At 67.8% G+C, this 22,764-nt stretch carries 24 protein-coding genes; 12 read left to right on the top strand and 12 right to left on the bottom strand.

What is annotated here, in order from left to right:
• Positions 1-87: 87 nt before the first annotated feature.
• Together A3A5_RS0125715 and cysS are read right to left on the bottom strand one after the other, a co-directional pair.
• Positions 88-927 (bottom strand): DNA-3-methyladenine glycosylase, encoded by an 840-nt coding sequence (locus A3A5_RS0125715; RefSeq protein WP_018313352.1) that lies wholly within the window; start codon positions 925-927, stop codon positions 88-90.
• Positions 924-2,312 carry a cysteine--tRNA ligase gene (cysS, locus tag A3A5_RS0125710; RefSeq protein ID WP_018313351.1) on the bottom strand — a complete coding sequence of 463 codons (1,389 nt, stop codon included), beginning with the start codon at positions 2,310-2,312 and terminating at the stop codon, positions 924-926. Before cysS ends, A3A5_RS0125715 begins: the two co-directional genes overlap by 4 nt.
• Positions 2,313-2,595: 283 nt before the next feature.
• Here cysS and A3A5_RS0125705 point away from each other — a divergent pair, with 283 nt between their 5' ends.
• The 4 genes from A3A5_RS0125705 (at position 2,596) to A3A5_RS0125690 (ending at position 5,342) form a co-directional block, all read left to right on the top strand.
• On the top strand, positions 2,596-3,297 hold the full coding sequence (locus A3A5_RS0125705; protein ID WP_026201129.1) for a tetratricopeptide repeat protein: 702 nt from the start codon (positions 2,596-2,598) through the stop codon (positions 3,295-3,297).
• A 72-nt stretch (positions 3,298-3,369) separates the two neighbouring features.
• Positions 3,370-3,954, top strand: a complete 585-nt coding sequence (locus A3A5_RS0125700; protein WP_018313349.1) for a peptidylprolyl isomerase — start codon at positions 3,370-3,372, stop codon at positions 3,952-3,954.
• 23 nt (positions 3,955-3,977) lie between these two features.
• The gene (locus A3A5_RS0125695; protein WP_018313348.1) at positions 3,978-4,478 is read left to right on the top strand and encodes a peptidylprolyl isomerase; all 501 of its coding nucleotides are present in this window, start codon (positions 3,978-3,980) and stop codon (positions 4,476-4,478) included.
• Positions 4,479-4,544: 66 nt separating this feature from the next.
• Positions 4,545-5,342, top strand: coding sequence for a UDP-2,3-diacylglucosamine diphosphatase (locus tag A3A5_RS0125690; RefSeq protein WP_018313347.1), 798 nt, complete (start codon positions 4,545-4,547; stop codon positions 5,340-5,342).
• A gap of 30 nt (positions 5,343-5,372) precedes the next feature.
• Here the strand turns inward: A3A5_RS0125690 and cysE are convergent, their stop codons facing one another.
• Both cysE and A3A5_RS0125680 read right to left on the bottom strand, forming a co-directional pair.
• Complete coding sequence (gene cysE, locus A3A5_RS0125685) at positions 5,373-6,116, bottom strand: serine O-acetyltransferase (protein ID WP_026201128.1); 744 nt, start codon at positions 6,114-6,116, stop codon at positions 5,373-5,375.
• Between the two features lie 305 nt (positions 6,117-6,421).
• Complete coding sequence (locus A3A5_RS0125680) at positions 6,422-7,330, bottom strand: RNA methyltransferase (protein ID WP_026201127.1); 909 nt, start codon at positions 7,328-7,330, stop codon at positions 6,422-6,424.
• Positions 7,331-7,452: 122 nt separating this feature from the next.
• Between A3A5_RS0125680 and A3A5_RS0125675 the strand changes: the two genes are divergently transcribed.
• The 6 genes from A3A5_RS0125675 (at position 7,453) to A3A5_RS0125650 (ending at position 14,293) form a co-directional block, all read left to right on the top strand.
• The gene (locus A3A5_RS0125675) at positions 7,453-8,271 is read left to right on the top strand and encodes an inositol monophosphatase family protein (protein WP_018313345.1); all 819 of its coding nucleotides are present in this window, start codon (positions 7,453-7,455) and stop codon (positions 8,269-8,271) included.
• 223 nt (positions 8,272-8,494) lie between these two features.
• Positions 8,495-8,710 carry a YdcH family protein gene (locus tag A3A5_RS0125670; protein WP_018313344.1) on the top strand — a complete coding sequence of 72 codons (216 nt, stop codon included), beginning with the start codon at positions 8,495-8,497 and terminating at the stop codon, positions 8,708-8,710.
• Positions 8,711-8,723: 13 nt separating this feature from the next.
• Positions 8,724-9,836, top strand: coding sequence for a polyphosphate kinase 2 (gene ppk2, locus A3A5_RS0125665; RefSeq protein ID WP_018313343.1), 1,113 nt, complete (start codon positions 8,724-8,726; stop codon positions 9,834-9,836).
• A gap of 51 nt (positions 9,837-9,887) precedes the next feature.
• Entirely contained in the window at positions 9,888-10,322 is a 435-nt protein-coding gene (locus A3A5_RS0125660; RefSeq protein ID WP_018313342.1) for a universal stress protein, read from the top strand.
• A 234-nt stretch (positions 10,323-10,556) separates the two neighbouring features.
• On the top strand, positions 10,557-13,256 hold the full coding sequence (mutS, locus tag A3A5_RS0125655; RefSeq protein ID WP_026201126.1) for a DNA mismatch repair protein MutS: 2,700 nt from the start codon (positions 10,557-10,559) through the stop codon (positions 13,254-13,256).
• Positions 13,253-14,293, top strand: a complete 1,041-nt coding sequence (locus A3A5_RS0125650; protein ID WP_018313340.1) for a hypothetical protein — start codon at positions 13,253-13,255, stop codon at positions 14,291-14,293. Before mutS ends, A3A5_RS0125650 begins: the two co-directional genes overlap by 4 nt.
• 85 nt (positions 14,294-14,378) lie before the next feature.
• On the opposite strand, the gene A3A5_RS0125645 is transcribed toward A3A5_RS0125650, so the two are convergent.
• A complete protein-coding gene (locus A3A5_RS0125645) occupies positions 14,379-14,906 on the bottom strand; it encodes a peptidylprolyl isomerase (RefSeq protein ID WP_026201125.1) in 528 nt (175 codons plus the stop codon).
• A gap of 11 nt (positions 14,907-14,917) precedes the next feature.
• On the opposite strand from A3A5_RS0125645, the gene A3A5_RS0125640 reads away from it, so the two are divergent.
• On the top strand, positions 14,918-16,123 hold the full coding sequence (locus A3A5_RS0125640) for a cupin domain-containing protein (protein WP_026201124.1): 1,206 nt from the start codon (positions 14,918-14,920) through the stop codon (positions 16,121-16,123).
• A gap of 199 nt (positions 16,124-16,322) precedes the next feature.
• Positions 16,323-16,556, top strand: coding sequence for a hypothetical protein (locus A3A5_RS42180; protein WP_081623984.1), 234 nt, complete (start codon positions 16,323-16,325; stop codon positions 16,554-16,556).
• Between the two features lie 93 nt (positions 16,557-16,649).
• Here the strand turns inward: A3A5_RS42180 and A3A5_RS0125635 are convergent, their stop codons facing one another.
• From A3A5_RS0125635 to A3A5_RS0125605, 7 genes are all read right to left on the bottom strand, one after another.
• The gene (locus A3A5_RS0125635) at positions 16,650-17,438 is read right to left on the bottom strand and encodes an MBL fold metallo-hydrolase (protein WP_018313338.1); all 789 of its coding nucleotides are present in this window, start codon (positions 17,436-17,438) and stop codon (positions 16,650-16,652) included.
• 67 nt (positions 17,439-17,505) lie between these two features.
• Complete coding sequence (gene bamC / locus A3A5_RS0125630) at positions 17,506-18,738, bottom strand: outer membrane protein assembly factor BamC (RefSeq protein WP_018313337.1); 1,233 nt, start codon at positions 18,736-18,738, stop codon at positions 17,506-17,508.
• Between the two features lie 48 nt (positions 18,739-18,786).
• The gene (gene dapA / locus A3A5_RS0125625) at positions 18,787-19,671 is read right to left on the bottom strand and encodes a 4-hydroxy-tetrahydrodipicolinate synthase (protein ID WP_018313336.1); all 885 of its coding nucleotides are present in this window, start codon (positions 19,669-19,671) and stop codon (positions 18,787-18,789) included.
• 137 nt (positions 19,672-19,808) lie between these two features.
• The gene (locus tag A3A5_RS0125620) at positions 19,809-20,387 is read right to left on the bottom strand and encodes a bifunctional 2-polyprenyl-6-hydroxyphenol methylase/3-demethylubiquinol 3-O-methyltransferase UbiG (protein WP_026201123.1); all 579 of its coding nucleotides are present in this window, start codon (positions 20,385-20,387) and stop codon (positions 19,809-19,811) included.
• Positions 20,388-20,403: 16 nt separating this feature from the next.
• Positions 20,404-21,069 carry a site-2 protease family protein gene (locus A3A5_RS0125615; RefSeq protein ID WP_018313334.1) on the bottom strand — a complete coding sequence of 222 codons (666 nt, stop codon included), beginning with the start codon at positions 21,067-21,069 and terminating at the stop codon, positions 20,404-20,406.
• Positions 21,070-21,148: 79 nt separating this feature from the next.
• Positions 21,149-21,772, bottom strand: a complete 624-nt coding sequence (locus tag A3A5_RS0125610) for an L-threonylcarbamoyladenylate synthase (RefSeq protein ID WP_013956157.1) — start codon at positions 21,770-21,772, stop codon at positions 21,149-21,151.
• 70 nt (positions 21,773-21,842) lie between these two features.
• Positions 21,843-22,688 (bottom strand): 3',5'-nucleoside bisphosphate phosphatase, encoded by an 846-nt coding sequence (locus A3A5_RS0125605; protein WP_018313333.1) that lies wholly within the window; start codon positions 22,686-22,688, stop codon positions 21,843-21,845.
• Between the last annotated feature and the right edge of the window lie 76 nt (positions 22,689-22,764).

The raw sequence follows: 22,764 nt of genomic DNA, 5'->3' as shown, positions 1-22,764 counted from the left end.
GCGCATTCTACCGGAATTTGGTCGCTATCTTAGCGCCTGCCAGATAGCCCGGACTGCACCTGCCACTAAATTTTCTTGCTGCGATGGCTAATACGTCACTGGCAGCGGGTCGAGACTGCGCCACATATACCACGTGGCCACGGTTCGCCACGGCTCCCAGTTGGCCGCGACTTCGCGCGCCTCGCTGCGGGTGACCGGTTCGCCGCTGAAATAGTTGGCGGAGATCGCGTTGATCAGGCCGACGTCATCAAGCGGCAGCACGTTGGGCCGCATCAGGTTGAACATCAGGAACATCTCCGCGGTCCAGCGGCCGATGCCGCGGATCTGCGTCAGCTCCGCGATCACCGCTTCGTCGTCCATCTGCGCCCATTCGGCGACATGCACCGTGCCCGCCTTGAAGTGGTCGGCCAGGTCGATCAGGTATTCCGCCTTGCGCTTGGACAGCCCGCAGCCGGCCAGCTTCTCGGGGCCGGCGCGCAGGAACTGCGCCGGCGCCAGCCTGGGGCAGGCCGCATGCAGCCGCTCCCACACCGACTGCGCCGCCTTGACCGAGATCTGCTGGCCCACCACCGCGCGCGCCAGCGTGACGAACGGATCCCCGCGCGACACCAGGTGCGCCGGGCCGTAGGTCGGGATCATCTTGCGCAGGATGCGGTCGCGCTTCATCAGGTCGGCGCAGGCCTCGTCCCAGTAGGCGGGGCGCACCGCGTCGATGACGGTTTCGACCGGCAGCGGCACCGCATCCGCCTCGGGCAGCACGGCCTTGGCGTTGCGCGTGCCCCTGGCCGTGTCCTTGCCATCCGGCAGTGGCGCCTCGCTGGCGCCAGCCTTGCCCGGGCGCGGACCGGCCGCCTTCGGCCGGCCCCTCGTAGCGGGAGGCGTAGCCGGCGGCGTGGCCGTGGCGGGCTTACGCGCGGCAGCGTTCAAGCACGCCTCCACTCGGTGGCACCGCCCGGCTTGTCTTCCAGCACGATGCCCGCTTCCAGCAGTTGCGCGCGGATGCGGTCCGCTTCGGCAAAGTTGCGCTCCGCCTTGGCGCTCTTGCGCGCGGCGATCAGCGTCTCGATCTGCTCCGGCGAGGTGCCGTCGTCGGATTTGCCGCCTTGCAGGAAGGTATGCGGATCGCGCTCGAGCAGGCCCAGCGTGCCCGCCAGCGCCTTCAGCTGGCGCGCAGCCGCGGTCGAGCCGGTGCGGTTGATCTCGCTGGCCAGGTCGAACAGCACCGACATCGCAATCGGCGTATTGAAGTCGTCGCCCATGGCCTCGGCAAAGCGCCTGGCGTGTGGCTCATCCCAGTCCACTGCGCAGCCGCCGGGCTGGCTGTCCTTGAGCGCCGTGTACAGGCGTGTCAGGGCGTGGCGCGCATCGTCCAGGTGCGCGTCGCTGTAGTTCAGCGGGCTGCGGTAGTGGGCGCGCAGGATAAAGTAGCGCACGACCTCGGCGTCGTACGACTTCAGGACCTCGCGGATGGTGAAGAAATTGCCAAGCGACTTGGACATTTTTTCGTCGTTGATGCGCACGAATCCGTTGTGCATCCACGTATTGACGAAGGGCTTGCCGCTGGCGCCTTCAGACTGCGCAATCTCGTTCTCGTGGTGCGGGAACTGCAGGTCAGCCCCGCCGCCATGGATATCGAAATGCTCGCCCAGCAGCGTGCAGCTCATGGCGGAGCATTCAATGTGCCAGCCCGGGCGTCCGGCGCCCCACTTCGAGTCCCATTTGCTCTCGGGCGGCTCGCTGGCCTTGGCGGACTTCCACAGCACGAAGTCGAGCGGGTCCTGCTTGGCATCGTTGGTGCTGACGCGCTCGCCGGCGCGCAGGTCTTCCAGCGACTTGCCCGAGAGCTTGCCGTAGCCGTCGAACTTGCGCACCGAATAGTTCACGTCGCCGTCGCTGGCCTGGTAGGCCAGGCCCCTGGCTTCCAGCTTGCCGATCATGTCGAGCATCTGCGGCACGTAGTCGGTGGCGCGCGGCTCGTGGTCAGGGCGGATCACGCCCAGCGCGGCGGCATCCTCGTGCATGTACTGGATAAAGCGCGTGGTCAGCTCGCCGATGGTCTCGCCGTTCTCGGCCGCGCGGCGGATGATCTTGTCGTCGATATCGGTGATGTTCTGCACATATGTCACCTCGTAGCCGGCGGCACGCAGCCAGCGGTGCACCATATCGAACACCACCATCACGCGAGCGTGGCCGACGTGGCAGTAGTCGTACACCGTCATGCCGCACACATACATGCGGACCTTGCCGGGTTCGATAGGCACGAATGGCTGTTTCTCACGCGCGAGCGTGTTGTAGATGTTCAGAAGCTGCATGAAACGAAGTGAGTGGTGAGAGGAGACTGCCGGGGTTCGCCCAGCAGGCAGCGCGGGCCGTGGCGCCGGTTGCCCGGCGCCTGGCAGGCCGCCGGCGGCAACGCGGCCACTGGCGCAATGCCGTCGCGCCCCATATCTTACCGGAAGGCGGTGCGCTGGTTGCCTCCGGCACGGCGCCGCCAGGCCGCGCGAGATGCCGTGCCCGCTGCCCCGATGGCATCGCCCTTCGTGCCGGACTTGCCGCTTTGCTAGAATGCCGCGGAGTATAACGGACCTGTCCTCAATGAGCCTGCCGCTGCCCTCCCCGTCTTCTGCCATGTTCGCCGCCCCCGCGCGCCGACGCGGCCATCGCGCCGTACTGCCCCTGCTGGCCCTGGCCGCCGCGCTGGCGGCCCCTGTCTACGCGCAGAACGGCCCGCTGTCGCTGGCCGCGCCGACAGCGCCGGTCGGTGGCATCCAGTCGACCGACCCTGGCATGAGCGAGGCCCAGCAGGCCGCCAACGCGCGCCGCTACGACGAAGCCATCAAGGGCTTCGATCGCGTGCTGGCCGCCAACCCGCGCAATGCGCAGGCACGCTTCCAGCGCGCCTGGGCCCTGGCCCAGTCCGGCCGCGAGGACGCCGCCATCCAGGCCTTTGCCGAAATGGCGCAGGACTTCCCGGAACTGCCCGAGCCCCACAACAACCTGGCGCTGCTCTATGCCAAGCGCGGCGACCTGAAGCGCGCCGAGGCCGAGTTGCTGCTGGCCACCGAAGTCAAGCCGGGCTTTGCCATTGGCTACACCAACCTGGGCGACGTCTACCGCCGCCTGGCCGAGCAGGCCTACACCGAAGCGCTGCGCCGCAATCCGGGCGATGCCCGCGCCAGCACCGGCCTGCGCCAGCTGAACCCTGATGCCGCGTTGCCGGCGGCGCCCGCCGGCACTGGCCGCAAGGCGACGCCGGCGCGGCGCCAGGCACCTGCCAGCGCCCCTGCCGCCAACTGACGGCCACCCATCCCAATGGTCCGGGCGCGGCGCGCCCGGACCGTGTGCATCCAGACTTACCGGAGTTCCTTCATGATCCGTTCCCGTCGCATCGTCCTGGCCGGCCTGACCGCAGGCGCCCTGGCACTGTCCTCATTCAGCGCGCTGGCTCAGCAAAAGGCCGCCGAGCGCGTCCAGTTCGTCACCAGTGCCGGCAAGTTCACCGTCGAGCTCTACCCCGAGGCCGCGCCCAAGACCGTCGCGAACTTCCTGGAATATGTGAAGAGCGGCTTCTACAGTGGCACCATCTTCCATCGCGTGATCAATGGCTTCATGGTGCAGGGCGGCGGCTTTGACCGCGACATGAAGGAAAAGCCCACCCGTGCGCCGATCCCGCTGGAAGCCCGCGGCGGCCTGAAGAACAAGGCCGGCACGTTGGCCATGGCACGCACCAGCGACCCCAATTCGGCCACTGCGCAGTTCTTCGTCAATGTGGTGGATAATCCGAATCTCGACTACCCGCAGCCGGACGGCAACGGCTACGCAGTCTTCGGCAAGGTGGTGGAAGGCATGGAGACGATCGACAAGATCAAGAGCGTGCCGACCACGGCCTATGGCCCCATGCGCAATGTGCCGGCCGCGCCGATCGTGATCGAGTCGGCCACCGTCGTCAAATAACATTACCGAACAGAGGAAATCCCATGTCCAAGGTCCAGCTCCACACCAGCCAGGGTGTCATCACCATTGAACTCGACGCCGAAAAGGCACCGAAGTCGGTCGAGAACTTCCTGTCGTACGTGCGCAAGGGTCACTACGACAACACCATCTTCCACCGCGTGATCAAGAACTTCATGGTCCAGGGCGGCGGCTTCGAGCCCGGCATGAAGCAAAAGGGCACCGACGCCCCGATCGAGAACGAAGCCGGCAACGGCCTGAAGAATGACCGCTACACCGTGGCCATGGCGCGCACCAACGCCCCGCACTCGGCCACCGCGCAGTTCTTCATCAACGTGGTCGACAACGACTTCCTGAACTTCTCCTCGCCCACGCCGCAGGGCTTCGGCTATGCCGTGTTCGGCAAGGTCGTGGAAGGCACCGACGTGGTCGACCAGATCAAGGGCGTGCGCACCGGCAGCTCGGGCTTCCACCAGGACGTGCCGCTGGAAGACGTGGTGATCGAGAAGGCCGTCATCGTCGAGTAAGCCGATGCCTGCCGATTGCGGTTCCGTGCGCATCCACGTGCCGGCATCCCCCTTCCGACACCGCGCATGACCGCAATCCCCCACACGCCGGTGGCCGGCCCCTTCGAGGCACAGGCGCCGGCGTGGTTCATTTCAGACCTGCACCTGACGCCCGGCATGCCCCGCACGCTGGCGGCCTTCGAGCGCACGCTCGAGCGCGCCGCGCAGCACGCGCGCACGCTGTTCATCCTGGGCGACTTCTTTGAATTCTGGATCGGCGACGAAGAAACCGACTCGCCCTTCGCGCAGCGCGTGACCGGCGCCCTGCGCGCACTGGCCGCGCGCGGCGTGGCCGTGTACCTGATGCACGGCAACCGGGACTTCCTGCTGGGCAAGCGCTTCGCCAGCGCGGCCGGTGCCCGCCTGCTGCCCGACCCCACCGTGATCCGCTGTGCCGGCCAGCGCGTGGTGCTGAGCCACGGCGACATGCTGTGCATCGACGACGAACGCTATAACCGCTTCCGCCGCTGGACCCGCAAAGGCTGGGTCCAGCGCGTGTTCCTGGCATTGCCGCTGAGCGTGCGCCTGTCGATCGCCCGCAAGCTGCGGGCAGACAGTGAAGGCAACCGCGCCAGGCAGTTGAGCGCGGGGGCGGCCGTGCCGGTGATCTATGGGGATGTGGCGCCCGCCGCCGCGGCCGAGTTGCTTGGCGCCGCCGGTGCGTCGCTGCTGGTGCATGGACACACGCACCGCCCGGCACGGCATGAAGAAGCCGCCGGCGTGCGCTGGGTGCTCACTGACTGGGACCTGGACGGCGCCCATCCGCGCGCCGCGGTGCTGCAACTGGATCGCGACGGCTTCCGCCTGTTGCCGCAGACGGACTGAGCGGCAGCGCCGGCCCAGTCCCTTCCCTGCTCACTTCATCAGCCTGCGCAGTTCGCTCGCGTCGAAGGGATCGTTCGGTGTGTTCTCCAGGTGTTCGCCGAGCCGGTCGAGCGCGGCCAGCACCGCCTCGATGCGGTCGTGCTGGCGCCCCGCATTGTCGATCAGGCTCTTGAGCGCCAGCGACACCGGATCGTCCGCATTGGGCGTGATGCCGTAGGCCGAGAACTCCTGCCTGGCACCCTGCTGCGCCGATGGCGCATCCGGCAGGATGATGCGGGCCGGGATGCCCACGGCGGTTGCGCCCGGCGGCACCGGCTTGAGCACCACCGCGTTGGAGCCCACGCGCGCGCCGTCGCCCACCACGAATCCGCCCAGCACCTTGGCGCCCGCGCTCACCACCACGTTGGCGCCCAGCGTGGGGTGCCGCTTCTGGCCCTTGTACAGCGAGGTTCCGCCAAGCGTCACGCCCTGGTAGATGGTGCAGTCATCGCCGATCTCGGCGGTCTCGCCGATCACCACGCCCATGCCGTGGTCGATGAAGACGCGCCGGCCCAGCTTGACCGCCGGATGGATTTCAATGCCGGTGAAAAACCGCGCCCAGTGCGAGATCCAGCGCCCCAGCCAGTGGAAGCCCGCGTTCCAGCATCCATGCGCAAAGCGGTGGAACACCACGGCATGCAGGCCGGGGTAGCAGGTCAGCACTTCCAGGCGGCTGCGCGCGGCGGGATCGCGCAGCATGATCGTGTCGATATCTTCCTTCAGGCGAGAGAACATCTTGGTCGTGTCGTGTTGCCGCGCCGTGCGCCGCGCCACGCGGGCTGGTGCCCGGGGCAGGGTCGCCGGCGAGGTCAGTGGCCGGTGGGGACGGGATCAGGGAGTGTAAGTGATTTGCCGGACCCGCTTCGGGTGCCGGAGTTTGGCCCCTGATCCGTCAGGGACATTGCGGCGATGCTGCGATCAACATCGGCCGGGCATGCACAAACCCGCAGCCGCGGGACGACAGCGCGCGCGCTTGCCGCGCGTGCCTGCATCGCCCTGCATCGAATCGCTCCGGGTTGCTGCCACTGTCCTTGCTCCTGTCACCGGTCCTTGTGCGGGCCCGGCTGGTTCTGCGCGGCGATCAGCATATGCTTGGCGATGCCGCGCAGGATATTCACTTCCTCGCGCTCCAGGCCGCTGCGTGCCAGCAGCCGGCGCAGCCGGGTCATCAGCCTGCGCGGGTTGGACGGATTGAGAAAGCCGATCGCCTCCAGGCCCGTCTGCAAATGGCCGAACATGGCCTCGACCTGCTCGGCCGTGGCCGGCTCACCAGCATAGCCGATATTGGCGCCGGCGTCCGGGGCCGCCTCCAGCAGCGCCAGCCGCAACTCGTAGGCGATGAGCTGCACCGCCTGCGCCAGGTTCAGCGAGGTATAGGCGGGATTGGCGGGGATATGGGTGACGGCGTTGCAGCGCTCGACCACTTCATTGGGCAAGCCATAGCGCTCGTTGCCGAACACGAAGGCAACGCCGCCGCTGCCGGACAGCGTCTGCCGCGCGCGTTCCGCGGCCGCGCGCGGCAGCAGCCGCGGCGGGCCGAACTCGCGGTGGCGCGCGGTCATCGCCACGGTCAGCGCGGCGCCGGCCAGCGCCGCGTCGATCTGGTCGACGATGCGCGCGCCCGCCAGCACATCGTCGGCACCGCTGGCCATGGCGATGGCGTCGGGGTGCCGCAGCACATCCGGCTCACGTGGCGAAACCAGCACCAGGCTGCCAAAGCCCATGGTCTTAATCGCGCGCGCCACCGAGCCCACGTTGCCCGGGTGGCTGGTTTCGACCAGCACGAAGCGCACGCGGCCGAAGGCGTCGCCGCCGGTGTCACCGCTTGCGCCATGGCTGCCATCAGCAGCGGGCTGGCTCGTATCAATTGCCGGGTTCATATACAATTCGGGGTTCTTCTTTGGCGCGGCGCCAGGTTTTTGCTTGCTCGCGAGACTCTCGCGGCACATTTGCAGCAGAACCGGCGACGCCCGACGTTCTTCTACAATCCGTTGTGTTGTCAGCTGCCCATGAGCAGGCGTGCGGCGCTTTTGCGCCCCGCCGCGTTGTCGTGGCCGGCCTGGAGAGATTCATGCATCCGATGCTCAATATCGCCATCAAGGCGGCCCGCAAGGCGGGATCCATCATCAACCGCGCGTCGCTCGACGTCGATCTGGTGCGCGTCTCGCGCAAGCAACACAACGATTTTGTCACCGAGGTGGACCGCGCCGCCGAAGCCGCGGTCATCGAGATCCTGCGCACGGCCTACCCGGAACACGGCATTCTAGCGGAAGAATCCGGCCAGTCCTGGGCCGAGGACGAAGACGCCCGCGAGTACACCTGGGTCATCGACCCGCTGGACGGCACCACCAACTTCATCCACGGCTTCCCGCAATACGCGGTCTCGATCGCCCAGCTGCACCGCGGCACGCCGGTGCAGGCCGTGGTCTACGACCCGACCCGCGACGAGCTCTTCACGGCCAGCAAGGGCGCCGGCGCCTTCCTGAACAACCGCCGCATCCGCGTTACGCGCCGCGACAAGCTGGCCGACTGCCTGATCGGCACCGGCTTCCCGTTCCGCGACCTGGAAGGCATGGACGAATACCTGGAAATGTTCGCGCTGATGACGCGCAGCTGCGCCGGCCTGCGCCGCCCGGGTGCTGCCGCGCTGGACCTGGCCTATGTGGCCTGCGGCCGCCTGGACGGCTTCTTCGAGCGCGGCCTGAAGCCGTGGGACATGGCAGCCGGCATGCTGCTGATCACCGAATCGGGCGGCCTGGTCGGCAACTACGCCGGCGAACCGCGCCAGATGGAACAGGGCGAAGTGCTGGCGGGCAACCCGAAGGCCTTCGCCCAGATGGTGCGCCTGCTGTCGCCGTACTCGCTCGACAACGCCAAGCCCGCCGCCTGATACCGGCACATGGCCTGACGGCCAACTCAGCCATACCCCGACGCCCGCCGCACCCCGGCGGGCGTTTTGCATGGCGCGCCCCGCCTGCCGCCGCGCCTTGCACTGCAGACCTTTCTCATTCCGCCGACGGCCATGATCCTCGTCAAGGTCGCCCCACCCTGCCCTCCCCAGAATGAAACCATGCGCCACGCCCCGTGCGCGCGGATCCATCAGGAGAGCCAGCATGTTTCCCGAATACCGCGACCAGATCAGCGCCCTGAAGACGCAGGATGCCCGCTTCGCGCGACTGTTCCACCGCCACAACGCGCTGGACCAGGAAATCCACAACATGGAGTCGGGGCTCGTGCCGGCCTCCACCTTCGAGATCGAGCGGCTGAAGAAAGAGAAGCTCCTGCTCAAGGACCAGCTCTACGAGATCCTGCGCAACACCGCAGCCTGACGGAGGACCGCAGATGACCGATCGCGACACCATCCAGTCCTCCCACGCGGCCATCCCGCCACGCCCCCGCGCCACGGCCAGGGGCGACGTGCTGCCCACCAACTCGGCGCTTTCAGCCCAGCGCAATGAAGTCGACAGCGCCGTCGACGCCGCGGTGCAGCTGGCGGCCAGCAGCATGCAGGACATCCTGGCCAGCCGCGCCGGCCACGGCGCCGACATGCTCGACGCCATGCGCACGCTGCTTGACGGCCTGGCGCCCGACGAGGCCGCGCAGTTGCGCAGCCTGATCCTCGAAGGCGATCCCGCCACGTGGCAAGCCGGCCGCAAGCGCCATCCGGACGACGAGCTGTCCGCGGGCTGGCGCGAAGGCGCGTACCCGTACCAGAACCTGATGTCGCGGCGCAATTACGAGAAGCAGAAGTACCGCCTGCAGGTAGAGCTGCTCAAGTTCCAGGCCTGGGTGCGCGAGACCGGCCAGCGCGTGGTGATCGTGTTCGAAGGCCGCGACGCCGCCGGCAAGGGCGGCACCATCAAACGCTTCATGGAACACATGAACCCGCGCGGCGCGCGCGTGGTGGCGCTGGAAAAACCCACCGAGTCCGAGCGCGGGCAATGGTACTTCCAGCGCTATGTGCAGCACCTGCCGTCGGCAGGCGAGATCGTGCTGTTCGACCGCTCCTGGTACAACCGCGCCGGCGTGGAACACGTGATGGGCTTCTGCTCGCAGCGCGAATACCAGGACTTCCTGCAGCAGGCGCCGGACTTCGAGCGGCATCTGGTGCGCAGCGGCATCCACCTGTTCAAGTTCTGGTTCTCGGTCAGCCAGAAGGAACAGCGCCGGCGCTTCCGCGAGCGCGAGATCCACCCGCTCAAGCAATGGAAGCTGAGCCCGGTCGACGTTGCCTCGCTGGACAAATGGGACGACTACACCCAGGCCAAGGAGGCAATGTTCGCCCACACCGACACCGCCGATGCGCCGTGGACTGTCATCCGCGCTGACTGCAAGAAGCGCGCGCGGCTCAATGCACTGCGCTCCGTCCTGTCGCGCTTCCCCTACGGCAACCGGGACACCACTGCCATCGGGCAGCCCGATCCGCTGATCGTGGGACGCGCGCTGGCCAACTGAGCCCGTCCCCTAATCCCGCATTGCTTCCGTTTCCCTTTTACTGAGGCCTCTATGTTCAAGCACATCCTGCTGCCCGTCGACGGTTCCGAGCTTTCCCAGAAGGCCGTGTCCGCCGCCATCCAGTTTGCCCGCACCGCCGCGGCGCGCCTGACGCCCTACATGTGCGTGGAGACCTACCCCTACATGGCAGGCAGCGACAGCAGCCATGAGAGGCGCGAAGTATTCCAGCAACGCGTGGAAGCGCTGGCACGCCAGGAACTGGCCAGGATCGAGGCCGCGGCGGCAATGGCCGGCGTCCCCTGCGCAGGCCACGTCTCGGCCGCCAGCGCCCCGTATCACGGCATCATCAACGCTGCCCGGGACCTGGGTTGCGACGTCATCTTCATGGCCTCGCACGGCCGCAAGGGCATCAGCGGGCTGCTGCTGGGCAGCGAGACGCAGAAGGTGCTGACCCACAGCGACGTGCCGGTGCTGGTGTTCCGCTGACGGCACGCCGCTGGCCCCGCCGCCGTGCCAGATCCGGCCCACGCGGCGCGGCAACCGGTGCCCCGTGCTGTACCATATCGCCCATATTCGAAAACGCCCCTTCGCGCCACGGCCCGAGGCCGCCGGATGACCGCCCGGACGCCCCGCGCGGCCGCCATCCGGCTTGCGCAAGGCGGCGATCCGAGCGGAGCGGGCAGCATCAGGCAGGCCCACCGCCAGACAGGCTAAATGGCAATGGGATTGCAGAAGAAAACCGACCCCGAACAGGCGCAGGCAGACTCGTCCGCGAGCCGCCACACGCCAATGATGCAGCAGTATCTGCGCATCAAGGCAGACCACCCCGACACCCTGCTGTTCTACCGCATGGGTGACTTCTACGAACTCTTCCACGACGATGCCGAAAAGGCCGCGCGCCTGCTCGACATCACGCTGACCGCGCGCGGCGCCTCCAACGGGGTGCCGATCCGCATGGCCGGCATTCCCTTCCATTCGGCGGACCAGTACCTGGCGCGCCTGGTAAAGCTGGGCGAATCCGTGGCGATCTGCGAGCAGATCGGCGACCCGGCCACCAGCAAGGGGCCGGTGGAGCGCAAGGTGGTGCGCATCGTCACCCCGGGCACGCTGACCGATGCCGCGCTGCTGCCGGACAAGGCCGATACCTTCCTGATGGCCGTGCACCAGCAGACCACGCGCCGCGGCGTCAGCAAGACCGGGCTGGCGTGGCTGAACCTCGCCAGCGGCGAACTGCGCCTGATGGAATGCGAGGCGGCGCAACTGGGCCCCGAGCTGGAGCGCATCCGCCCGGCCGAGCTGCTGTATGCCGATGGCATTGCATTGCCCGCGCTGGCGTGCGCGCGCACCCGCCTGCCCGAATGGCATTTCGACCAGGATGCCGGCACGCGCCGGCTGCGCGAGCAGCTGGGCGTGGCCAGTCTGGACCCGTTCGGCTGTGCCGGGCTGGGTGCCGCGCTGGGCGCGGCCGGCGCGCTGCTGAACTACGCCGCCACCACGCAGGGCCAGTCGCTGCGCCATGTGCAGGGCGTGAAGGTGGAGCGCGAATCGGAGTACATCGGCCTGGATTCCGCCACGCGGCGCAACCTGGAACTGACCGAAACCCTGCGCGGCGGCGAGTCGCCGACCCTGTTCTCGCTGCTGGACACCTGCTGCACGGCCATGGGCAGCCGCGCGCTGCGCCACTGGCTGCACCACCCGCTGCGCGACCCGGCGCTGCCGCAGGCACGCCAGCAGGCCATCGGCGTGCTGATCGACCAGGGCACCGACGCCTTGCGCGCGGCACTGCGCCGGCTGGCGGACGTCGAGCGCATCACCTCGCGGCTGGCGCTGCTCAATGCGCGGCCTCGCGACCTGTCCTCGCTGCGCGACACGTTGCGCGCGCTGCCGGACGTGCAGGCCTGCATCCGCGACGACCAGGGCAGCACCTTGCTGGCGCAGACCCTGCACGACCTGACCGTGCCACAGGACTGCCTGGACCTGCTGGTGCGCGCCGTGGCCGAAGAGCCGGCCACCGTGGTGCGCGACGGCGGCGTGATTGCGCGCGGCTACGATGCCGGCCTGGATGAACTGCGCGACATCTCCGAGAACTGCGGCCAGTTCCTGATCGACCTGGAGGCGCGCGAACGCGCCCGCACCGGCATTGCCAACCTGCGCGTCGAGTTCAACCGCGTGCATGGCTTCTATATCGAGGTCACCAACGGCCAGGCCGACAAGGTGCCCGACGACTACCGCCGCCGCCAGACGCTGAAGAATGCCGAGCGCTACATCACGCCCGAGCTGAAGGCCTTCGAAGACAAGGCGCTGTCGGCGCAGGACCGCGCGCTCGCGCGCGAGAAGCAGCTCTACGACAGCCTGCTGCAGGCGCTGCTGCCGCATATCGGCGAGCTGCAGCGGGTGGCGGGCGCGCTGGCGCGCCTGGACGTGCTGACGGCACTGGCGGAGCGCGCGCAGACACTGGACTGGTCCGCGCCGGAGCGCGTCGCCGAGAACGTGGTCGACATCGTGCAGGGCCGCCATCCGGTGGTCGAAGGGCAGCTCGCGGCGGAGTCGGTGGCGTTCATCGCCAACGACTGCCAGCTCAATGAAGCGCGCAAGCTCTTGCTGATCACCGGCCCGAACATGGGCGGCAAGTCGACCTTCATGCGCCAGACCGCACTGATCGTGCTGCTGGCCTGTGTCGGCGCCTACGTGCCGGCGCGGCGCGCGGTGATCGGGCCGATCGACCGCATCTTTACCCGCATCGGCGCCGCCGATGACCTCGCGGGCGGCCGCTCCACCTTCATGGTCGAGATGACCGAGGCCGCCGGCATCCTGCACCACGCGACCCCGGCTTCGCTGGTGCTGATGGACGAGATCGGGCGCGGCACGTCGACCTTCGACGGGCTGGCGCTGGCCTGGGCAATCGCGCGCCACCTGCTGTCGCACAACCGCAGCCATACCCTCTTCGCCACGCATTACTTCGAGCTGACACAGCTGCCGCAAGAGTTCCCGCAGGCAGCCAACGTGCACCTGTCGGCGGTCGAGCATGGCGATGGCATTGTCTTCCTGCACGCGGTGCAGGACGGCCCCGCCAGCCAGAGCTACGGCCTGCAGGTAGCGCAGCTGGCCGGCGTGCCGCAGCCGGTGATCCGCGCCGCGCGCAAGCACCTGGCCTGGCTGGAACAGCAATCGGCCGACGCCACGCCCACGCCCCAGCTGGACCTGTTCGCGGCACCGCCAACGCCCGAGGACGATGAGGACAGCTTCGGCGCCGCCCCGGCGGCCGTGCCAGCGCCGCTGGCACCCTCGCTGGCACCCGAACAGGCCGCGCTGGTCGATGCGCTGGCCGGACTGGACCCCGACACCCTGACGCCGCGCGCCGCGCTCGAGGCGCTGTACCGGCTCAAGGCACTGGCAGACGAGGCGCTCGACGCCGCATGAACGCTGCGCGCCGTGCCCTGCTGGCCATGCTGCTGCCGCTGCTTTGCACGGCCGGCATGGCATGGGCTGCGCCCGCGGGCCGCGGCGGCAAGGCACCGGCCAGACCACAGCTGACGCGCATCGCACTGATCGCCGACCTGCCCCAGTGGCCGGCCGCGGAGGCCAACGCGGCAGCACTGCTCGACTACTTCGGCGAGCGCAAGCTGGACCTGGTCATTCATGCCGGCGGCATCAAGGGCGATACGGAATCGTGCAGCGATGCGGTGCTGGCCAACCGCCAGCAGCTGCTGAACCAGTCGCCGCTGCCGCTGGTCTACGTGCCCGGCGAGACCGACTGGTCCGAATGCCGGCAGCCGGTCAACGGCGGCTTTGACGCGGTCGAGCGCCTGAACCGGCTGCGTGAGCTGTTCTTCCCCGAGGACGCCACGCTCGGCCGGCATCCGCGGCCGCTGCTGCGGCAGTCGGACCAGGCGCTGTTCCGCAGCTTTCGCGAGAACATGCGCATGGAGGTCGGCGATATCCTGCTCGTCGGCATGAACCTGCCGGGCGACAACAACCACTACCGCAACGAAGGCGGGCGCAACGGCGAGTTCGAGGACCGGCGCGAGGCCAACCGCCAGTGGCTGGCGCGCGCGTTCTCGGCGGCGCGGCAACGCGACATGAACGGCATCGTGGTGGTGGTCCACGGCGACCCGCATTTCGCCAACGGCTGGGAGAAGAAAGGCCACCCGACGCTGCTGGACGGCTTCATGCGCCACCGCCCCCGCGATGGCTACCTGGAATTCAAGCGCCAGCTGCGCGAGCTGGCCGGTCGTTTCCGCGGCCAGGTGCTGCTGGTGCATGCGGGCGGAAACGGGGCCGACCACGGCTTCGGCATCGACAAGCCGCTGCGCGATGCGGCCGGCAAGGTCATGCAGAACTTCACGCGCGTGTCGCTGCCCGCCAACACGGTCTCGCAATGGGCCGAGCTGGTGATCACGCCGGGCGCGGCATCGCCGTTCGCGGTCATGCTCAAGGACGCACCGGCGTTGCGCTGAGACAGCTTGCGGGCCCGCCGGAAACGAAAAAGCCGGCTGCGGCCGGCTTCTTCTTAGGGTGCGAAATACGATCAGTGCAGCGCGATCAGTGCAGCGTGCGCGGCGTATCGTCGTCCTCGTCCTCATCCACGACTTCAACGCCCGAGGCGCCATGGGCGTGGCCGTGCTCGATTTCCTCGGCGGTGGCCTCGCGGACTTCGGAGACCTTCAGCCAGAAGCGCAGCGCCATGCCGGCCAGCGGATGGTTGCCATCCAGCACGACCTTGTCCTCGGCCACGTCGGTCACGGTGTAGATGACGGAGTCCTCTTCGTCGCCGTCCTCGGGCATGCCTTCGAACTGCATGCCGACTTCCAGCGGCTCGGGGAAGCGGTTGCGCGGCTCGACCTTCACCATATCGGCGTCGTAGTCGCCGAATGCGTCTTCCGGCTCCAGCTGCAGCTGGGTCTCGAAGCCCGCGTCATGACCGTCGAGCGCTTCCTCGATCTTGGGGAACGTGCCATCATACCCGCCGTGCAAATAAACCATGGCTTCATCTGACTCCTCGATCAGATTGCCTTGCGCGTCCGACAGCTTGTACATCACGGACACCACAGTATTCTTAGCGATTTTCAATTCTTGACTCCATGAACGATTCCGCATTATACGCGCAGGCCCTGCCCCCTGGCCCCGTCGATCCAGACACTCCGCTCGACCTGCTTGGTGGCATGACGCCTGCTGCATTCATGCGGGATGTCTGGCATCGCAAGCCCCTGCTGATTCGACAGGCAGTACCCGGAATCGTGCCGCCTGTGTCGCGCGAGGCGCTTTTCGACCTGGCCGACAGCGACGACGTCGAATCGCGCCTGGTGACGCACTTCCGCAACCGCTGGAAACTCGCGCATGGCCCATTTGCGCGCGAAAACCTGCCCGGCGTCAAGGCCCGCCAATGGACCCTGCTGGTGCAAGGGGTAAATCTGCACGACGCCGCCGCCGCCGAGCTGATGGGCCGCTTCCGTTTCGTGCCCGACGCGCGCCTGGACGACCTGATGATCAGCTACGCCACCGATGGCGGCGGGGTGGGCCCGCACTTCGACTCCTACGATGTGTTCCTGCTGCAAGTCTCGGGCCGGCGCCGCTGGCGCATTTCGTCGCAGACCGGCCTTGAGCTGATCCCGGACATGCCGCTGAAGATCCTCGCCGACTTCAACGCGGAACAGGAATGGGTGCTCGAACCCGGCGACATGCTCTACCTGCCGCCGCAATATGCGCACGATGGCATTGCCGAGGGCGAATGCATGACCTGCTCGATCGGCTTCCGCGCGCCGGCCTACCGCGAGCTGGCCGGGCATTTCCTGGCCTGGCTGTCTGAAACGGTCGAAGATAACGAAGACCTCGGCGGCCGTTACGCCGACGCCGGCGAGCGCGCCGCCACACGGCCCGCGCAACTGCCCGCGGGCATGGCCAAGGCAGTCGCCGAGCGGCTCAAGGCGCTGCAATGGAATAGCCAGATGGTGTCTGAATTCCTCGGCAGCCATCTGTCCGAACCCAAGCCAGGCGTTGAATTTGCAGAGATACCTGACATGCCGTTGCGCCGTTATGCGACACTGGCGGCCCGCCATGGTGTCGTACTGCCATCGGCATCGATTGCTCTTTACGACCGCGCGAATTTCTTCCTCAATGGGGAGGCCTACGAGCCGCCGGCCGAGCTGATGCAATGGCTGAAAAAGTTGGCCGATTATCGGCAACTTAGTGGCGAAGATGTTGCTGCTTGCGCGGATCTACCCGATCTGATGGAAACTTTCCATCACTGGACGCTGGAAGGATGGCTGCAATTGGGTCCGCGGCTGTAATAATGCGTAACATTGCGAATCAGTAAATTTCGGCGCTACACAAGCCGGGAAAACGCGGATATAATCGTTGGCTGGCTAGTACTGTGGACCATTGCATTTGTCGGGACCCGGGAGGGCCTCTATTTTGCAGTTCAAGAGCGATAATTACCGGTAATTATTCATCGCCTGTTTTCCGTTATTACAAGTTAAAGGACGAACAATGAAGAAGTCTCTCCTGATCGCATCGCTGCTGGCCGCTGTTGCTCTCGCCGCTTGCGGCAAGAAGGAAGAAGCCGCCGCTCCGGCCGCTGAAACGGCTGCTCCGGCTGCCGCCGCTCCGGCTGCTGAAGCTTCGGCTCCCGCTGCTGAAGCTCCGGCTGCTGCCGCTACGGCTCCCGCTGCTGAAGCCTCGGCTCCGGCCGCTGACGCTTCGGCTCCGGCTGCCAAGCAGTAATCGGTTCCTGACCGATGAAAAAGCCGGCCTTCGGGCCGGTTTTTTTATTTGGGCGCCGCTACCGCACTGCGCCCCGCTGCATCCTGATATCCCTCAGGCGCGCACCGCCTGCCAGTCCAGGCCCTCGTCCTGGTCAGCCACCAGCACCTCGGACGGCAGCGCACCCAACGCCACCGCCAGCGCCCCGGTTGCCAGCTCACGCGTATTGTTCTGCTTGCTGAGGTGGGCCGCGACCACGCGGTTCAGGCCGGCATGGGCAACTTGCGCCAGGATACTGGCCGCCACTTCATTGGCCAGGTGGCCGAAGTCCCCGCCGATGCGCCGCTTCAGCGAAGCCGGATAGACCGAATTGCGCAGCATCTCGCGGTCATGGTTGCATTCCAGCACCAGCGCATCCACGCCTGCCAGGCGCGCCGTCACGTAGGGCGTCTCCATGCCCGCATCGGTCAGCACGCCCAGCCTCGCCTGCCCGTCCGACAAGACGAACTGCAGCGGCTCGCGCGCATCGTGCGGCACCGTGTACGGCAGCACCTGCAGTCCGCCGATGGCAAAGGCATGGTCGGCGCCGCAGACGCGCACGTCGGCCGCATCGGCGCCGCGCAGGTGCGAGGTCGCCAGCCAGGTACCGTGGCTGGTGTAGACCGCCAGGCGATGGCGCGCGGCAAAGGCATAAGCCGAGCCGACGTGGTCGCCATGCTCGTGCGTGACCAGCACGGCGTCGAGCTGGTCCGGCGTGACGCCCAGGCGCTCCAGGCGCCGGGCGGTCTCGCGGATGCCGAAGCCGCAGTCCAGCAGCACGCGCGTGGTGGTGGTGTCTTCGCGGGATTCGATCAGCAGCGAGTTGCCCTCGCTGCCGCTGCCGAGGAAGGCGAAGCGCATCATGGCTGCGCCCTCCCCGCCAGGCACCGGCCAGGACGGCCGGCTGGCAAGCCAGCAGTCATGCGCCGGCTCAGTGCAGTTGCTCGTCGATCAGCGACAGGATGCGCTTGCCGATTTCGCCGTTCTCAGGCTGGCCGGCATCGTTGAGCACCGTCACCAGCGTGCCGCTGCCCGTGCCCTTGAGCGCCACGCGATACTTCTTGGCGGTCTTGGAATCTTCCGGCTTGGTGAACAGCTTGGAGAAGAAGCCACGGCTGTCGGCAACGGTGCGCGGGTCGACATAGCGCACGTAGTACAGGCCCTGGCCGCGGTCGCGGTCTTCAACGGTGAAGTTCACGCGGTCCAGCGACAGGCCGACCGAGCGCCAGGCGCGGTCGAACGGTTCGGGCAGTTGCAGCGCCGGGGCGCCGTTGACCTGGGCCAGGTACGACTTGGCCGGCGCGGCGCCATCGGCACCAGCGGCGGCTGCGGTGCCGGCAGCGGCGGCCGTGCCCGCAGCGGCTGCGGTATTGCCCGCCGCGGCCGGGTTCTTGGCCATGCGGTCGGCCTGTTCCTTCTGCACGCCCAGGCGCTGGGCCAGGCGCGACAGGAATTCGGCTTCCAGCTCAGGATCGGCCGGACGCGGGGTCCAGACCGTGCTCGACTTGTCGATGCCGGTCAGCTGCTCCTGCGCGCCGCGGTGGCTGATGAAGACCTCCAGCGTACCATTCTGCGAACGCTCGACGCGGGTGCGGAACTTGTCGCGCTCCGAGGTCGAGTACAGGCCATCGAAGACCTTGCCGATGGTGTTGCGGATGATGTCCTGCGGGATCTTGGCGCGGTTCTCGGCCCAGTCCGTTTCCATGATGCCGGTCTCGGGCGAGTCCTGCACCAGCAGGAAACCGCTTTCCTGCCAGAAGCCGCGCAGCTGCTGCCACAGCTGGTCGCCGCGCATGCCGTTGCTGATCACCAGCCAGCGCTGGTTGCCGTCGCGCTCCATGCGGATGCCCTGCGCGGAGGGCAGCACGTTCTCGCTCGGGGATTGCTCGCGCACCTTGGTGGCCTGGCTGTACGTCGACAACGTCGAAGTGCCGTTCGCATCGGGCACCGAATAACGGCGATCACCCTCCAGCTTGGTCAGGTCGGGCGGGATATCCAGCGTAGGCGTGCGCTTCGAGGCCGACGACTTGTAGTCGATCTTGTCCGGCTGCATCGCTTCGTTGATGCTGCTGCAGCCGGTGATCACGCCAGCGGCGAGCACGGGCACAACCAGGGCGGCGCGGCGGACTTGCGTCGCGCCGCGGCGGTTAAGCTTCAGTTTCATTGACACGCAATCCTAGTAGGTGGGGCGACAGCAGGACGCCGCGAAAGATCAGGCCAGCAGGCCGGCGGCGGCCAGTGCCTTGCGTACATAGTCGTGGTTGCCCTCGGACAGCGGGGTCAGCGGCAGGCGGATACCGCCTTCCATCCTGCCCATCTGCTGGAGCGCCCACTTGACCGGGATCGGGTTGGCCTCGATGAACATGGCCCGGTTCAGCCCGATCAGCTCCATGTGCAGGCGGCGCGCGGTGACGACGTCGCCCTTGAGCGCCGCGACGCACATCTCGTGCATCTTGCGCGGTGCCACGTTGGCGGTGACCGAGATATTACCGTGGCCGCCCAGCAGGATCAGCGCAACCGCCGTGGGATCGTCGCCGCTGTAGACGGCAAAGCCTTCCGGCGCGTCCTTGATCAGCTGCGCGGCGCGGTCGATATTGCCGGTCGCTTCCTTGACGCCGACGATGCCCGGCACCTGCGCCAGGCGCAGGATGGTCTCGTTGTTCATATCCGCGACCGTACGGCCCGGCACGTTGTACAGCAGCACCGGCAGCTCCACTGCTTCGGCAATGGTGCGGAAATGCCGGTACATGCCTTCCTGGGTCGGCTTGTTGTAATACGGCACGACCTGCAGCGACGCATCGGCGCCCACCTTCTTGGCGAAGGCGGTCAGCTCGATGGCCTCCTTGGTGGAGTTGCCGCCGGTGCCCGCGATGATCGGGATGCGCTTGCCGGCCTGCTCCACGGCAACGCGGATCAGCTCGCAGTGCTCCTCGACGGAAACCGTCGGGGACTCGCCGGTGGTGCCCACGATCACGATGCCGTCGGTGCCTTCGGCCACGTGCCAGTCGACCAGTGCGCGCAGGGCCGGGAAGTCCAGGCTGCCGTCTTCATGCATCGGGGTAACGATGGCGACGATGCTGCCGGTAATCTGTGTCATAACGTTAAGGAATTCGGGATGCGAATAACGGGATTGTACCGGAACCGCAGGCCGCTTCGACCGCCGCCCGGACAGGGGTTGATACCAACTGTTTCAACGTGTGCAGCGGCATTCTCGCCGACAGCGCCACGCCTGGCTCAGGCGTCGAGCCGGTAGCGTGCCGGCGCGGGCGCATCGGCGTCCGCAGCCGCCGCGCGCACCGCACATATCCGCTGCACGAAGGCTGTTTTCGGCACTTCGACCAGACCATCCTCATAGGCGACTACGCGCAGGCCATACTGGTGCGCCACTTCGAGCAATTCGCCCGGCCGCAGCAGGAAATCCGGCCGCGACGGCTTGCCGACGGTTTCATTGCCCGCAGCAAAGGTTTCATGGATCCAGACGCCGCCGGGCGCCAGCGCCGCCGCCAGGTGCGGCCACAGCGGCCGGTGCAGGTAATTGGTGACGACGATGGCGTCGAACGGCGCCTCGCCAGCCAGCGGCCAGGCGCCCTGCTCCAGGTCGGCCACCCGGCCGCTGACGCCGGCCGGCAGGCCGGCGATGGCCTCGGCGTCGCGGTCGACGGCCAGCACCGTGTGGCCGCGCGCCGCCAGCCAGGCGGCATGGCGGCCGCTGCCGCAGGCCAGGTCCAGCACCCGCGCGCCGGGGCGCAGCAGGTGGGCCCAGCGGGCAACCCAGGGGGACGGGGCTGAGAGTCCCGCGTGTGCAAGCGTCATAGCGTTCCCCGGCACGTCAATGCAGCAGGATCACGATCGGGCGCAGCAGCAGCTCGATCAGCGACATCAGCACATTGACCACCGGCGTCATCCAGACCGTGGTGATCACGCCCGCGGCCACCAGCGCCAGCACCACGAAGATGCCGTACGGCTCGATGCGGGACACCGCGCGGGCAATGCCCTGCGGCAGCAGCGCGGTCAGCACGCGGCCGCCGTCCAGCGGCGGCACCGGGAACAGGTTGAAGGCTGCCACCACCAGGTTGACGCGCACGCCCGCCAGCGCCATCTCGCCGAAAAACGGCTCGCGCACGCCACCCCAGGTCAGGCCGATGGCCAGCAGCACCCAGACGAAGGCCTGCACCACATTGCTGGCCGGCCCCGCCAGCGCCACCCACATGCCGTGCCAGCGCGGGTTGCGCAGGCGCTCGAACACCACCGGCACCGGCTTGGCATAGCCGAACACGAACTGGCCGCTGGTCATGATGTAAAGCAGCAGCGGCACCGCGATGGTGCCGATCGGATCGATATGGCGGATCGGGTTCAGGCTGACGCGCCCGAGCACATAGGCCGTGTCGTCGCCGAAGAGCTTGGCCACGTAGCCGTGCGACGCCTCGTGCAGCGTGATGGCGAACAGCACCGGCAGGGCATAGACCGCGAAGGTCTGGATAAGGGAGGAATCCATGGTCCCTATTGTAACGGCCCGGCGCCGCCCAGGCGCACGCTTGTGCACCCGCCAGGCGGGGTGGCAGCGCCTGGGGAGCTCAGAGCCCGAAGCGCTCGACGTCGCCGCGGCCCGCGCGGATCAGCTCGGGCTCGCCGCTGGTCAGGTCGATCACCGTGGTCGGCTGCGCCGGCGCCGGGCCGCCGCACACCACCAGGTCAAGCTGCTTCTCCAGCCGCGCGCGGATTTCCGCCGGGTCGTTGAGCGGCGCTTCGTCGCCCGGCATCTGCAGCGTGGCCGAGATCAGCGGCTCGCCGGTCTCGCCCAGCAGTGCCAGCGGAATCGCGTGTTCAGGCACGCGCACGCCGATGGTCTTGCGCGCCGGGTGCGACAGCCGCCGCGGCACTTCCTTGGTGGCTTCCAGGATGAACACGTACGGGCCCGGCGTGGCACCCTTGAGCCAGCGGTACTGCCGGTTGTCGACGCGGGCGAAGTTGCCGAGCTCGGACAGGTCGCGGCACATCAGCGTCAGGTGGTGGCGGTCATCGATGCCGCGCAGGCGGCGCAGGCGCTCGACGGCGCCCTTGTCGTCGAGCCGGCAGGCCAACGCATAGCTGGAATCGGTCGGCAGCGCAATCAGGCCGCCCTTCTGCAGGATCTGGGCGGCCTGCTTGACCAGGCGCGACTGCGGATTGAGCGGATGGATCTCGAAGTACTGTGACATGGACCAGGGTGGCGGATTCAGACAGATCGGAGCGGAATCTGGGGGTACCCCGGCCAGGCCGGGCTTGCGCCTACCAGTCGTGCCAGACCGGCGTCACCGTCGGCGGCAGCGGCGGCAGCTTGCCCAGCTCAATGCGCCCTTCGCCGGGGCCGTGGAAGTCCGAGCCGCGCGAGGCCAGCAGCCCGTAATGGCGGGCCACCCCGGCATAGCGGCGGTACTGGTCGGGCGTGTGGCTGCCGGTCACGACCTCGACGGCGCCACCGCCCAGCGCGGTGAATTCATCGAACAGCGCGTCGTGCTGGGTATCGGTGTAATTGTAGCGGCCCGGGTGCGCCATCACGGCGATGCCGCCGGCGGCGCGGATCCAGCCGACGGCGTCGCCCAGGCTGGCCCAGCGGTGGCCGACGTAGCCGGGGCGGCCTTCCGACAGGTACTCGCTGAAGACCTCGCCCACGGTGGCGCAACGGCCCTGGTCGACCAGCCAGCGCGCAAAGTGCGTGCGCGAGATCAGGTCCGGGTTGCCCACGTGCTGCAGCGCCCCTTCATAGGCGCCGGTGATGCCCACTCTTGCCAGCGCGTCAGCGATATCGCGCGCGCGGCGCGCGCGCCCCGAACGGGTATCGGCCAGGCCGTCGATCAGTTCCGGGCAGTGCGGGTCGATCTGCAGCCCGACGATATGCACGGTCTGCCCGGCCCAGGTCACCGAGATCTCCACGCCCGGCACATAGCGCATGCCGAATTCCTCGGCCGCGGCACGCGCCTCGGCCTGCCCGCCCAGTTCGTCGTGGTCGGTCAGCGCCCAGAACGCGACACCCGCGTCGCGGGCGATTTCCGCGATGGCGCGCGGCGCCAGCGTGCCGTCGGACACGGTGGAATGGCAATGCAGGTCGGCATTGATGGCGTGGGCGTTTTGCATGGAGCCATTCTACTCCCGTCGCCCCCTGCATGCGTGACGCCGGCGCACCCTGGAAAGCCATGCCAAAGCCCTGCCG

It is taken from the genome of Cupriavidus sp. UYPR2.512 (assembly GCF_000379565.1).
In the GTDB taxonomy this organism is placed as follows: domain Bacteria; phylum Pseudomonadota; class Gammaproteobacteria; order Burkholderiales; family Burkholderiaceae; genus Cupriavidus.
Note: the sequence above shows the minus strand (reverse complement) of the source record. Positions and strands in the feature narration are given on the sequence as shown.